At 72.1% G+C, this 12946-nt stretch carries 9 protein-coding genes and 3 pseudogenes; 3 read left to right on the top strand and 9 right to left on the bottom strand.

What is annotated here, in order from left to right; translation table 11 throughout:
* Window position 1: 1 nt before the first annotated feature.
* The 8 genes and pseudogenes from ybeY to hrcA all read right to left on the bottom strand — a co-directional run bounded on the left by ybeY (window position 2) and on the right by hrcA (window position 9707).
* On the bottom strand, window positions 2-496 hold the full coding sequence (gene ybeY, locus E6W39_RS28545; protein WP_101380247.1) for an rRNA maturation RNase YbeY: 495 nt from the start codon (window positions 494-496) through the stop codon (window positions 2-4).
* A 13-nt stretch (window positions 497-509) separates the two neighbouring features.
* A complete protein-coding gene (locus E6W39_RS28540) occupies window positions 510-1607 on the bottom strand; it encodes a PhoH family protein (protein ID WP_141635937.1) in 1098 nt (365 codons plus the stop codon).
* A gap of 192 nt (window positions 1608-1799) precedes the next feature.
* Window positions 1800-2719, bottom strand: a pseudogene (locus E6W39_RS28535) (ribonuclease Z).
* Window positions 2720-2724: 5 nt separating this feature from the next.
* Window positions 2725-3084, bottom strand: a complete 360-nt coding sequence (locus E6W39_RS28530) for a histidine triad nucleotide-binding protein (RefSeq protein WP_141635936.1) — start codon at window positions 3082-3084, stop codon at window positions 2725-2727.
* Window positions 3085-3153: 69 nt separating this feature from the next.
* A pseudogene (locus tag E6W39_RS43700) lies at window positions 3154-4286 on the bottom strand (PDZ domain-containing protein).
* A 2201-nt stretch (window positions 4287-6487) separates the two neighbouring features.
* On the bottom strand, window positions 6488-7237 hold the full coding sequence (locus E6W39_RS28520; RefSeq protein WP_141635935.1) for a 16S rRNA (uracil(1498)-N(3))-methyltransferase: 750 nt from the start codon (window positions 7235-7237) through the stop codon (window positions 6488-6490).
* A 79-nt stretch (window positions 7238-7316) separates the two neighbouring features.
* Window positions 7317-8455, bottom strand: a pseudogene (gene dnaJ, locus E6W39_RS28515) (molecular chaperone DnaJ).
* 64 nt (window positions 8456-8519) lie between these two features.
* Window positions 8520-9707 carry a heat-inducible transcriptional repressor HrcA gene (gene hrcA, locus E6W39_RS28510; RefSeq protein WP_141635934.1) on the bottom strand — a complete coding sequence of 396 codons (1188 nt, stop codon included), beginning with the start codon at window positions 9705-9707 and terminating at the stop codon, window positions 8520-8522.
* Between the two features lie 250 nt (window positions 9708-9957).
* Here hrcA and htpX point away from each other — a divergent pair, with 250 nt between their 5' ends.
* Genes htpX through E6W39_RS28495 form a run of 3 tightly spaced genes read left to right on the top strand, consistent with a single transcriptional unit; the run spans window position 9958 to window position 12385 of the window.
* Window positions 9958-10887, top strand: coding sequence for a zinc metalloprotease HtpX (gene htpX, locus E6W39_RS28505; RefSeq protein WP_141635933.1), 930 nt, complete (start codon window positions 9958-9960; stop codon window positions 10885-10887).
* 47 nt (window positions 10888-10934) lie between these two features.
* A complete protein-coding gene (gene pspAB, locus E6W39_RS28500) occupies window positions 10935-11519 on the top strand; it encodes a PspA-associated protein PspAB (RefSeq protein WP_141635932.1) in 585 nt (194 codons plus the stop codon).
* A gap of 35 nt (window positions 11520-11554) precedes the next feature.
* Window positions 11555-12385 carry a DUF3097 domain-containing protein gene (locus E6W39_RS28495; RefSeq protein ID WP_141635931.1) on the top strand — a complete coding sequence of 277 codons (831 nt, stop codon included), beginning with the start codon at window positions 11555-11557 and terminating at the stop codon, window positions 12383-12385.
* Here the strand turns inward: E6W39_RS28495 and E6W39_RS28490 are convergent.
* A complete protein-coding gene (locus E6W39_RS28490) occupies window positions 12376-12933 on the bottom strand; it encodes a Uma2 family endonuclease (protein ID WP_141635930.1) in 558 nt (185 codons plus the stop codon). The two genes, E6W39_RS28495 and E6W39_RS28490, sit on opposite strands and share 10 nt — an antisense overlap.
* Window positions 12934-12946: the final 13 nt, after the last annotated feature.

Here is a 12946-nt window from a genome sequence, read left to right as displayed (position 1 = left end):
ATCAATGGGTGGTGGGGGCCGGGGAGATCCCCGACAGCCCGCGACCGGCCCGCCAGTCGTCGAGGATCCGCTTCTGGAGGCCGAACATCACCTGCTCCTCCTCCGGCTCCTCGTGGTCGTAGCCGAGCACGTGCAGCACCCCGTGGACGGTGAGCAGCTGCAGCTCCTCGTCCATGGAGTGCTTGGAGGGCGCGGCCAGGCCCTGGGCCTTGGCCACCTCCGGGCAGAGCACGATGTCGCCGAGCAGGCCCTGCGGCAGCTCCTCGTCCTCCTTGCCCGGGCGCAGCTCGTCCATCGGGAACGACATCACATCGGTCGGACCGGGCAGGTCCATCCACTGGATGTGCAGCTGCTCCATCGCCTCGGCATCCACCAGGATCACGGACAGTTCGGACAGCGGGTGGATCCGCATCTTGTCGAGGGCGTAGCGGGCGACGTCGAGGATGGCCTCTTCGTCGGCCTCCCAACCGGACTCGTTGGCGATGTCGATGGACATGACGGAGGGTGGCTCAGCTTTCGGTGCGATGGGGCTGTCGGGGGGTGCGACTGCGCGGACCGCGCGGTGCGGCCTTGCGGGGCGCGGGGCCGGCCTCGTCGGAGTTCTGGGCATCCCAGCGCTCGTAGGCGTCGACGATCCGGCCGACCAGCTTGTGGCGGACCACGTCGGTGCTGGTCAGGATCGAGAAGTGGATGTCCGGGATGTCCATGAGGATCTCCTGGACCACCTTGAGGCCGCTGCGGGTGCCGCTCGGCAGGTCGATCTGGGTGGTGTCACCGGTGACCACGACCTTGGAGTTGAAGCCCAGGCGGGTCAGGAACATCTTGATCTGCTCGGGCGAGGTGTTCTGCGCCTCGTCCAGGATGATGAAGGCGTCGTTCAGGGTGCGGCCGCGCATGTAGGCGAGCGGGGCCACCTCGATGGTCCCGGCGGCCATCAGCCGGGGGATCGAGTCCGGGTCCATCATGTCGTGCAGCGCGTCGTAGAGCGGGCGCAGGTACGGGTCGATCTTCTCGTACAGGGTGCCGGGCAGGAACCCGAGCCGCTCGCCGGCCTCCACCGCCGGGCGGGTCAGGATGATCCGGTTGACCTCCTTGGCCTGCAGCGCCTGCACGGCCTTGGCCATCGCCAGGTAGGTCTTGCCGGTACCGGCCGGGCCGATCCCGAAGGTGATGGTGTGCTTGTCGATCGCGTCGACGTAGGACTTCTGGTTCAGGGTCTTCGGACGGATGGTCCGGCCCCGGTTGGAGAGGATGCTCTGGGTGAAGACGGCGGACGGGCTGACCGCGCCGTCCGGGTCCGACGCGCCGCTCTTGAGCATCGCGATGGACCGCTCCACCGAGTCCTCGGTCAGCGGCTGGCCGGTGCGCAGCACCAGCATCATCTCGTTGAACAGCTGCTTGACCAGCGCGATGTCGGCCCGGTCACCGGTGGCGGTGACCTCGTTGCCGCGGACGTGGATGTCGGTGTCGGGGAAGGAGCGCTCGATCACCCGCAGGAGGGAGTCGGTGGCACCGAGCAGGGTGACCATCGGGTGCTTCTCGGGGATCACGATCCGGGCGCTGAAGCCGTCGCCGCCCTGGGCGCTGGTCTGTGCGGTGTCACTCATCGGTTCGCTCATACGTCGGCCCTGAGGCCTGCCTCATCCCATCCGTGGTCTCGGGGTGCCGCTCGGTCTTCCGGGTCACCAGGGTACGCCGCGCAGGTGTTCGTTGTGGCACGGCCCGATCGATGGTGCGGCACTGCCCGCAGTGATGCCAGTCGTTTTCGCGTTTCCGCGCCGCACCCCGATCGCTCGCAGTCACCGGCGGCGGCGCGGCACCGGCACCCTGGCGAGGTCCTCGGCGATCACCAGTTCGCCGTCGAAGTGCTCCCGGGCCTCGGCCAGGTGGCCGGCCAGGTCGGGGTAGCGCTGCGAGAAGTGGGTGAGCACCAGGGTGCGGACCCCGGCCGCGGCCGCCACCCGGGCCGCCTGGGCGGCGGTGAGGTGGCCGTGCTCCTCAGCGAGGTGCGCGTCGGCGTTCAGGAAGGTCGCCTCGATCACCAGCAGGTCGGCGCCGTCCGCGAGCCGCTCGACCCCTCGCACATCCGGGTGTCCATCACGAAGGCGAACCGCTGCCCCTGGTAGACCTCGCTGACCTCGTCCAGGGTGATCGTGCGACCGTCCAGCTCGACGGCGGCCTGCCGCTGCAGCTTCCCGACGATCGGGCCGCGCAGGCCGAACTCGGCCAGCTTCTCGGGCAGCAGCCGCCGCCCGCCCGGCTCGATCAGCCGGTAGCCGTACGAGTCCACCGGGTGGGAGAGCGCCACCGCGTCCATGGCGAACGGGGCACCGGGCACCGGGATCGGGCCGGACGACCGGATCGGGTGCTCGGGCAGCTCCGCACTCTGGTGGTAGGCGGTGGCCTGCCGCAGCCGGTCGAAGTAGACCTGGCCGCTCGCCGGGTAGTAGGCGTGCACCGGGTGCGGCACCTTGTCCAGGTTGATCCGCTGGATCACCCCGGCCAGGCCCAGGCTGTGGTCGCCGTGGAAGTGCGTGACGCAGATCCGGGTCAGGTCGGTGGCCGAGACCCCGGCGTGCAGCATCTGCCGCTGGGTGCCCTCGCCCGGGTCGAAGAGCAGGCCCTCGCCGTCCCAGCGCAGCAGGTAGCCGTTGTGGTTGCGGTGCCGGGTGGGCACCTGGCTGGCCGTGCCGAGGACGACGAGTTCACGGTTGGACACGGGTGTCAGACCATGCCCTCGTGGAAGGCCGCGCCGCCGAGCACGTGCACATGGGCGTGGAAGACGGTCTGGCCGGCGCCCGCACCGGTGTTGAAGATCATCCGGTAGCCGTGGTCGGCGATCTTCTCGTCGGCGGCCACCCCGGCGGCCTCGGTCAGCACGGCGGCGGCTAGCTCCGGGTCGGCGGCGGCCAGCGTGGCGGCGTTCGGGTAGTGGTCCTTGGGGACGACCAGCACATGGGTGGGCGCCTGCGGGTTGATGTCCCGGAAGGCGATGGTGCGCTCGGTCTCGCGGACCACGCTGGCCGGGATGGCACCGGCGACGATCTTGCAGAAGATGCAGTCGGGGTCGAGCTGGTCGGCCATGGGGAGGGCTCCCGGTAGGTCGGCGGTGGGTTGCTGACGATCCGCCAACCTACCGGAAGCACCTTTCGTTCAGGGCAGCGCCGGCGGGGTCCTGGCCGGCTGCTCGGCCAGCCCGGCGAGCGCGATCCGCACCGCCTCGGCCAGTTGCGGGTCCTCGCCGGCTGCCCACTGGTGCGGGGCGATCTCCACCTCGACGTCCGGGGTGACCCCGCGGTTCTCCAGGTCCCAGCCGTAACCCTCGATCCAGATCGCGTACTTGGGCTGGGTGACCCCGGTGCCGTCGACCAGGCTGTAGCGGCTGTCGATGCCGATCACGCCGCCCCAGGTGCGGGTGCCGACCACCGGGCCGATGCCGAGCGCCTGGATCGCCGCGTTGACGATGTCGCCGTCCGAGCCGGAGTGCTCGTCGGCCAGCGCCACCACCGGGCCGCGCGGGCGTCGTTGGGGTAGCTCTCCGCGGTGGCCATGTCGCGGGCCACCCCCCAGCCGACGATCCGCCGGGCGAGCTTCTCGATGATCAGCTGCGAGGTGTGCCCGCCGCTGTTGCCGCGCAGGTCCACCAGCAGGCCCTCCCTGGCCACCTCCACCCGCAGGTCGCGGTGGAGTTGGGCCCAGCCGGCGCTCATCATGTCCGGCACGTGCAGGTAGCCGAGCCGGCCGCCGGAGAGCTCACGGACCGCGGCCCGCCGCCCGGCCACCCAGTCGTGGTAGCGCAGCGCCTCGTCGCTGGCGACCGGCACGGCCACCGGGTGGCGCACCGTGCCATCCTTCTGACGGACCGTCAACTCGACCGGCTGGCCTGCCGTTCCGGCCAGCAGTGGGGCCGGTCCGGTCACCGGGTCGACCGGTCGGCCGTCCACGGCGAGCAGCGCGTCCCCCGGGCGGATCGCCACCCCGGGCTGGGCCAGCGGGGAGCGGGCCCGCGGGTCGGAGGACTCCCCGGGCAGGATCCGGGCGATCCGCCAGACGTCGCCGTCGCGCTCCAGGTCGGCGCCGAGCAGGCCCTGCGGACGCGAGCCGAAACCGCCGCGGCCGGGCGGCGAGACATAGGCGTGCGAGGTGCCCAGCTCGCCGACCACCTCCCAGAGCAGGTCGACCAGGTCGTCGTGCGAACCGAGCCGCTCCACCAGCGGGCGGTACCTGGCCAGCGCGCCCGCCCAGTCGAAGCCGCCCAGGTCGGCCCGCCAGTAGTTGTCGCGCATCAGCCGGCCGTTCTCGTCGAACATCTGCCGCCACTCGGCCGCCGGGTCCACGGTGATCCGCAGCCGGGCCAGGTCGACCCCGGCCTCGTCGTCCTCGCCGGCCTTGCGGTCGGCGGGGACGATCCGCAGCTCGCCGCCGTCCAGCACCGCCAGCCGGCTGCCGTCGCCGCTCACCTGGAAGGCGTCCAGGCTGTCCACCAGCTGCTCGGCTCGCAGCTTGCGCAGGTCGAAGCGCTCCAGCACCGGGCCGGGGCGCTCGTCCTCGGGGGTGGCGGCGTCGTCGCCGAGCATGCCGACCACCGGGTACCTGGTCCACAGCAGGCCGTCCTTGGCGGCCCGCAGGGTGCCGAACCGGCCGCCCTCGACCGGGAACGCCACGATCCGGTCGGCCAGCCCGTCCAGGTCGACCACGGTGCCGGCGGGCTCCGCCTCGGCCTCCTCGGTCGAGTCGCCCCCGGCCTTCTCCGGCTTGTCGGCCGGCTTGTCGTCCTCACCGTCGACCGGGCGGCCCAGCCGCTGCGGACCGAACGGCGACGGCGTGTCGGCCGCCAGGGTCAGCAGGTACGGGCGGGCCCCGGTCGGGAACCCGAGGTCGAAGCTGTGCGCGTCGTAGACCGGGTCGAAGTTGCGCACCGACAGGAAGGCCAGGTGCCTGCCGTCCGCGGTGAAGGCCGGGGAGGTGTCGACGAAGCGCTGCGGAGTGGCCTCGGCGACGGTGCCGGTGGCGATCTCGGCGAGCATGATCTGCCGCACCGACCCGCCCAGGCCCGGCTGCGACCAGGCCAGCCAGTCCGACTCCGGGGCGAAGACCAGACCGCTCACCTCGCCGTCCCGGCTGTGCGCCAGCTCGCGCACCGTGTCGTCGGCAAGGCCCACCAGCAGCACCCGGCCGTCGTGCGCGGCCACCGCCGCCCGCCGCCCGTCCGGGGCGACCACCAGGGAGAGCACCCGGCCGAGCCGGCCGGCGGCCAGTCGGCGGCGCTCCGCTCCGAGCACCTCCGGGGCGTACTCCAGGGCGTCGTCGCCCTCGGCGTCGGTCACCCAGAGCGCGCCCTGCGAGCCGTCCTCGTCGACGGGCGGGACCACCCGGGCCAGCCGGGCCCGCACGCCGGGCGTCTCGGACAGCACCCGGGCCGGCCCCTCCCGGTGGGTCAGCCAGTGCACGCCGCCGCGCACCACCACGGCGGCGGCCCTGGCGGTGGCGTCCGGGGCGGCGGTCTCCACCCGGCCGGCGGCGGACAGCGGGTAGCGGCGGCGGCCACTGCGCGGGCCGGCCAGGGTGACCTCCAGCCGGCGCGGAGCAGCGTCCGCGTCCAGGCTGTCCAGCAGCCACAGGTCGCCGGCGCTGTGCCAGACCACCCGGGTGCCGTCGGTGCTGGCGCCCCGGGCGTAGAAGTCGCCGTCCGGGGTGTGGCGGCGCAGGTCGGTGCCGTCGGGGCGGCTGGAGTAGAGGTGGCCGCAGCCCTCGTGGTCACTGAGGAAGGCGATCCGACCTCCTTCCTTTCCATGGGCCACCCAGAGCGGGGACTCGATGTTGCCGTCCAGCTCCTGGTGGATCCGGTGGAACTCCCCGGTGGTGCTGCCGATCCACAACTTGCCCGCGGTGCCGCCCCGGTAGCGCTTCCAGCGGGCCGGCTCCAGCGAGTAGGCGGAGAGCAGCAGGACGTCGTCCGAGTCGGGGGCGAAGGCCAGGTTGCCGATCGGGCCGTAGGGCAGCTTGCGCGGGCTGCCGCCGTCCAGCGGCACGGCGAAGGCCCAGGCCTGACGGCTGGTCGGCTGGCCGGCGGAGGTGATCGCGACCGGTTCGCCGTCCTTGGTCCAGCCGCGCAGCAGGGTGCGGCTGGTGCTGCCCCAGTGGGTCAGGCGGCGGGCCTCGCCGCCGTCCACCGAGGCCGCGTGGATCTCGGCGGAGCCGTCCCGGCTGGCGGTCCAGGCGATGGTGCGGCCGTCGGGCGAGAAGCGCGGATGGGAGACCGGTGAGCGGTCGGCGGTCAGCCGCCAGGCACGGCCGCCGTCGAGCGGTGCGAGCCAGACGTCGTCCTCGGCGACGAAGGTCACCAGGTCGCCGTGCAGATGGGGATGGCGCAGGTAGGCGCCGCCGGTGGAGGTGCTCTCGGTGTCCGTCACCCGGTCAGGTTATGCATCCCGTGGGGCCCGGGACCACCGATTCCCGGGAGCCGGCCCAGGCGATCGGCGAACGGTCAGGCCCAGCGGCCGGTCCGCCCGAGCAGCAGCGCCCCGGCGGCCACTCCGGCGGTGGAGGTGCGCAGCACCGAGGGGCCCAGCCGGTACGGCTTGGCTCCGGCCTCGGCGAAGGCGGCGAGCTCCTCCGGGCTCACCCCGCCCTCCGGGCCGACCACCAGCACGATCTCCCCGGCGGTCGGCAGCTCGGCGGCGGCCAGCGGCTCTGCGCCCTCCTCGTGCAGCACCGCCGCGAACGCCGCCCGGGCCAGCAGCGGCGCCAGTTGACGGGTCGTCATCGGCTCGCCCACCTCGGGGAAGCGCAGCCGGCGGGACTGCTTTCCGGCCTCCCGGGCGGTGGCCCGCCACTTGGCCAGCGCCTTGGCGCCGCGATCGCCCTTCCACTGGGTGATGCAGCGGGACGCCGACCAGGGGATCACCGCGTCCACCCCGACCTCGGTCATGGTCTCCACCGCGAGCTCGCCGCGGTCGCCCTTGGGGAGCGCCTGCACCACGGTGATCCGGGGGCTCGGCTCGGGCTCGGCGCGCAGCTCGGCCACGGTGACGTCCAGCGCGTCCTTGCCGTGCACCGCGGCGACGGTGCCGAAGGCGCCCAGGCCCAGGCCGTCGGTCAGGGTGACCGCCTCACCCGCCTCCAGCCGCTTCACGGCGACGGCGTGCCGCCCCTCGGCGCCGTCCAGCCGGACCACGGCGCCGGGCGCGGCGGCGGTCAGTCGGGCGGTGTCGACGATGAAGACGGGTGCGGTCATCAGCGGAGCCTTCTGGGGTGGGCGCAGCCCCGGGTCGAACGACCCGGGGCTGCGGCGGTACGTGCTGGGTAACGACGGCTCAGCGGCCGTTGAAGGCGTCCTTCAGGCGCGAGAACAGCCCCTGCTGGCCGGGCGCGAACTGGCCGGACGGCCGCTCCTCGCCACGCAGCGCCGAGAGCCGGCGCAGCAGCTCCTCCTGCTCGGGGTCGAGCTTGGTGGGCGTCTGCACCTCGACATGCACTATCAGGTCGCCTCGGCCGCCCCCGCGCAGGTGGGTGACACCGCGGCCGTGCAGCGGGATCGACTGGCCGGACTGGGTGCCGGGCCGGATGTCGACCTCCTCCAGACCGTCCAGGGTCTGCAGCGGCACCTGGGTGCCGAGCGCCGCCGCCGTCATCGGGATGGTGACGGTGCAGTGCAGATCGTCGCCGCGGCGCTGGAAGGTGGGGTGGCTGGTCTCGGCGATCTCCACGTAGAGGTCGCCGGCCGGGCCGCCGCCGGGGCCGACCTCGCCCTCGCCGGCCAGCTGGATCCGGGTGCCGTTGTCGACACCGGCGGGATCTTGACGGTGAGGGTGCGGCGGGCCCGGACCCGGCCGTCGCCGGCGCACTCGGGGCACGGGGTCGGCACCACGGTGCCGAAGCCCTGGCACTGCGGGCACGGGCGGGAGGTCATGACCTGGCCCAGGAAGGACCGGGTGACCTGGGAGACCTCGCCCTTGCCGCGGCACATGTCACAGGTCTGCGCGGTGGTGCCGGGGGCCGCGCCCTCGCCGCTGCAGGTGGTGCAGGTGACGGCGGTGTCGACCTGGAGTTCCTTGGTGGTGCCGAAGGCGGCCTCCTCCAGGGTGATCTCCAGGCGGATCATCGCGTCCTGGCCGCGCCGGGTGCGCGAGCGGGGCCCGCGCTGGCCGGCCGCCGCGCCGAAGAAGGCGTCCATGATGTCGGAGAAGCCGAAGCCCGCCGCACCGGCGCCGAAGCCGCCCGCGCCGCCGCCGTTGGGCGACAGCGGGTCGCCGCCGAGGTCGTAGACCTGGCGCTTCTGCGGATCGGAGAGCACCTCGTAGGCGGCGTTGATCTCCTTGAACCGCTCCTGCGTCTTCGGGTCCGGGTTGACGTCCGGGTGCAGTTCACGTGCCAGGCGCCGGAACGCCTTCTTGATCTCGTCCTGCCCCGCGTCGCGTCGGACGCCGAGTACCGCGTAGTAGTCCGTGGCCACCAATGACTCCGCTTGTTCCGCCTCTAGACAGTATTGCTAAGGGTTGGGCTGCTATGGGTTGTTGCTACGACTCGGCGAGGATCTGCCCCACGTACCGGGCCACCGCCCGGACCGCCCCCATGGTGCCGGGGTAGTCCATCCGGGTCGGCCCGATGACTCCGAGTTTGGCCACGCTCTCATCGCCCGAACCGTAACCGACCGAGACGACCGACGTGGAATTCAGGCCCTCGTAGTCGTTCTCACGTCCGATCCGGACGGTCATGCCGCCGTCATTAGTCTCGCCGAGCAGGCGGAGCAGGACCACCTGCTCCTCCAACGCCTCCAGCACCGGCTGGATGGTGAGCGGGAAGTCGTGGCCGAACCGGGTGAGGTTGGCGGTGCCGGCCAGCATGATCCGCTCCTCGCTCTGTTCGACCAGGGACTCGAAGAAGGTGGAGAGCACCGTGGAGACGATCGGGCGCTCGGCCGGCTCGAAGGACAGCGGCAGGTCCTCGACCAGGGCCGGCACCTCCGGGAACCGGCAGCCGCCCGCCCTGGCGTTCAACCGGGCCCGCAGCTCGGCCAGCGTGCTCTCGCCGATCGGCGCGGGGCAGTCCACCATACGCTGCTCGACCCGGCCGGTGTTGGTGATCAGGACCAGCAGCACCTTGGTGGGGGCCAGCATCACCAGCTCGACGTGACGGACCGAGGAGCGGATCAGCGACGGGTACTGCACCACCGCGACCTGCCTGGTCAGCTGGGCCAGCAGCCGCACGGTGCGGGCCACCACGTCGTCCAGGTCGACCGCGCCGTCCAGGAAGTGGCGGATCGCGCGGCGCTCGGGCGCGCTCATCGGCTTGATCTCGGCCAGCCGGTCGACGAACAGCCGGTAGCCCTTGTCGGTCGGGATCCGGCCGGCGCTGGTGTGCGGCTGCTGGATGTAGCCGTCATCCTCCAGCGTGGCCATGTCGTTGCGCACGGTCGCCGGGGAGACGCCCAGGTTGTGGCGCTCGACCAGCGCCTTGGAGCCGACCGGCTCCTCGGTGCCGACGTAGTCCTGCACGATGGCGCGCAGCACGGCCAGCTTGCGGTCGTCCAGCGGCAGGGTGCCGGGGTGCTCGACGGGTGCGGCGGGGCGGGTCGCCGGGGTGCGGGCCGGACGCCGGTTCGGCGCCTTGGCCCTGGCGGCTCGGGACGAGGTCGACGACGACGAGCTGCCAACGACCGGCTCGCCGCCGGTTGCGCGCGGATCGGATTCCGGTTCGTCGAACATGGCACGCACCTCCCTCTTCGCACGTTGTCCTGGTGCCGGGCCCTGCACTCTCCGTAGGTCGGCTGGCACTCTGCATTGAAGAGTGCCAGAACCGTACCTGCCAGTGTAAGGCCCGGGTCCGACGGCAGGAACGCCCCGTGGCGGGGATGAAGCACGGATCACGTGTGGAAGTCCCGCCAGGTGGGTGCCGGGCGCCGGTCGAAGTGGCAGCATCGATATCAGTCAAGACGGATGGACCCTAGGAGCAGAAATGTCGGCGTCCGGCACCCACACCCGCTTTGCTCCCGATCGGGGTCTGACCGGTCGGATGGTCACCACGATGTTCCTCATCGGGCTGCTGTACGTCGGGTTCACCGGCATCCTGATCGTGCTGCTGAGGGGCGCGTGGCCGCTGATCGTGCTGCTCTCCGGCGGCCTGTTCATCGCGCAGTTCTGGTTCAGCGACAAGATCACCCAGCGGGCCATGGGCGCCCACGAGGTCACCCCCGAGCAGTACCCGCAGCTGCACGGCACCATTGACCGGCTCTGCGCGCTGGCCGACATGCCCAAGCCCCGGGTCGCGGTGGCCGACAACGACATGCCCAACGCCTTCGCCACCGGCCGCAACCCGAACAACGCGGTGGTCTGCGTCACCACCGGCCTGCTGCGCCGGCTGGAGCCGGAGGAGCTGGAGGGCGTGCTGGCGCACGAGCTGTCGCACGTCGCCCACCGGGACGTCGCGGTGATGACCATCGCCGGGTTCCTCGGCGTGCTGGCCGGCGCGATCACCCGGATCGCGCTCTACACCGGCATGTGGGGCGGCGGCGGCAACCGGAACAACAACAACAATGACAACGCCGCCATCGCGATCGTGCTCGTCTCGCTGGTCAGCATGGTGGTCTACGCGATCAGCTTCCTGCTCACCCGGCTGCTCTCCCGCTACCGGGAGCTGGCCGCCGACCGGGCCGCCGCCCAGCTCACCGGCCGGCCCAGCGCGCTGGCCTCGGCGCTGACCAAGGTGACCGGGCAGATCGGCGCGATCCCGACCCAGGACCTGCGCAAGGCCCAGCCGTACAACGCCTTCTTCTTCGCCCCCGCGCTGAGCGCCAAGGAGGTGGCGAGCCAGCTGATGTCCACCCACCCGAGCCTGGAGCAGCGGCTGGCGCAGCTGGAGAAGATCTCCGGCGAGCTGGGCCGCTGAGCCCCTCCCCCGCACGAACCCACCGCACGAACGGAAGGCAACGATCCGTGGGATTCCTGGACGCCCTGCTGGGCCGCAGCAAGCCGGTCAAGCCGGACCTCGACCAGCTCTTCGGCATCCCGTCCGCGGCACTCACCCTGGAGGCCGCCGCCGGGTTCACCCCCACCGGGTTGGGCTCGGTCTGCTTCGCCGCCGTGGAGGGCGGCGCCTTCCACGAGGTGGAGGCGCAGGTGCGGGCCCTGCTGGACGCCGACACGCCCAACGGCGGTGTGCCGGTGGAGGCCAGCCGGGACGAGTACGGCTACTCCTGGCTGCTCGCCCGGCACCTCCCGGAGGAGCTGCCCGAGCTGGTCAACGACCTGCACGCGGTCAACAGCGAGCTGGAGGCCAACGGCTTCGGGCCGCAACTCCTCTGCTCGATCGTGACCTTCAGGAACGACGAGGGCCAGTCGCTGGGCCTGGTCTACCTCTACAAGCGGGGCACCTTCTACCCGTTCGCGCCGATGCCCGGCGGCGGTGAGCGCCGCAACAGCCCGCTGGAGCTGCAGATGAAGGGGATGCTGGCCAACGACCTGCGGGTGGAGCAGGACCTCAGCCGCTGGTTCCCGGTCTGGGGCGCGCCGGGGCTGTGACCGCGCGCTGACGGGCCGTCTGGTTTAGTTCCGGCATGCGCAGCAAGCACTACGGACCTGATCTGACCCCGCCCTGGAAGAAGCAGGCGCCCGCGCCCGAGGTGGCCGCCGAGCGGGACCTGGTGGTGGAGGAGGCCGCGACCGGCTTCTGCGGTGCGGTGGTGCGCTGCGAGAAGACGGCCGAGGGGCTGACCGTCACCTTGGAGGACCGGTTCGGCAAGCGCCGGGTCTTCCCGATGGTCCCGCGCGGCTTCCTGCTGGACGGCAAGGCGGTGACCCTGGTCCGCCCGGCCGGCCCGGCCCCGGCGAAGGGGTCGGGCCGGACCGCCTCCGGCTCGATCGCCGTGCCCGGCGCGCGGGCCCGGGTCGCGCGGGAGTCGCGGATCTACGTGGAGGGCCGGCACGACGCCGAACTGGTCGAGCGGGTCTGGGGCGATGACCTGCGGATCGAGGGCGTGGTCGTCGAGTACCTGGAGGGCATCGACGACCTGCCCGCCATCGTGGCCGAGTTCGCCCCCGGCGCCGGCCGCCGCCTGGGGGTGCTGGTGGACCACCTGCTCCCGGGTACCAAGGAGCACCGGATCGCCCAGCGGGTGACGGGTGCCGACGTCCTGGTGGTCGGCCACCCGTTCATCGACATCTGGCAGGCCGTCAAGCCGTCCAGCGTGGGCATCCCGGGCTGGCCCGACGTGCCGTACGAGGAGGAGTGGAAGCAGGGCATCTGCCGCCGCCTGGGCTGGCCGGTGGACACCCCGGCGGCCTGGAAGCGGATCCTGGCCTCGGTGAGCTCGTACAAGGACCTAGAGCCAGCGCTGCTGGGCAAGGTGGAGGAGCTGATCGACTTCGTTGCGGCGGGTCAGGAGTAGGTCCGGAACTCGCTGGTGTCGAGGGTCAGGTCGAGGACGTCGACGACCAGCGGGTCGCCGAACTTGCTGGGCTGCTCGTTCAGGTAGTCGGGGATTCCGCCGGCCGCTGCCCCGGTCGGCCCGGTGAGCAGGAGGCACTCCCCCTTGAGCGGGTCGACGATGAGGTAGGCGGCGATTCCACCCTCCGCGTACAGCTCTCGCTTGACCCGGTAGTCGCGGTGAACGCTGGTCTTGGAAACCACCTCCACGACCAGGGTGACCAGCGGCGCGGGGAGCAGCCGCCCATGCTCCTCGACGGCGCCGCGCTCGAAGACCACCAGATCCGGCTGCGGCTCGCTTCCATCTCCGGGGAAGGACAGGTCCTGCGTCCCGATCGCGCGCCAACGCGCGTACGGCACTTGGCGCTGAATCTCGGCCACGATGAGGTTGTGGACCAAGTCGGGCCCGGCCATCATCACGATTTCCCCCCGCAGGAGCTCGGCCTTGAGTCCCTCGGGAACCTCAAGGTTCTCGAAGATCCCCGTCATGCGGTCATCCACGGCGGTCATCGCACGCTCCTTC

Origin of the sequence: Kitasatospora acidiphila, from assembly GCF_006636205.1 — a bacterium.
Lineage (GTDB): Bacteria > Actinomycetota > Actinomycetes > Streptomycetales > Streptomycetaceae > Kitasatospora > Kitasatospora acidiphila.
Note: the sequence above shows the minus strand (reverse complement) of the source record. Positions and strands in the feature narration are given on the sequence as shown.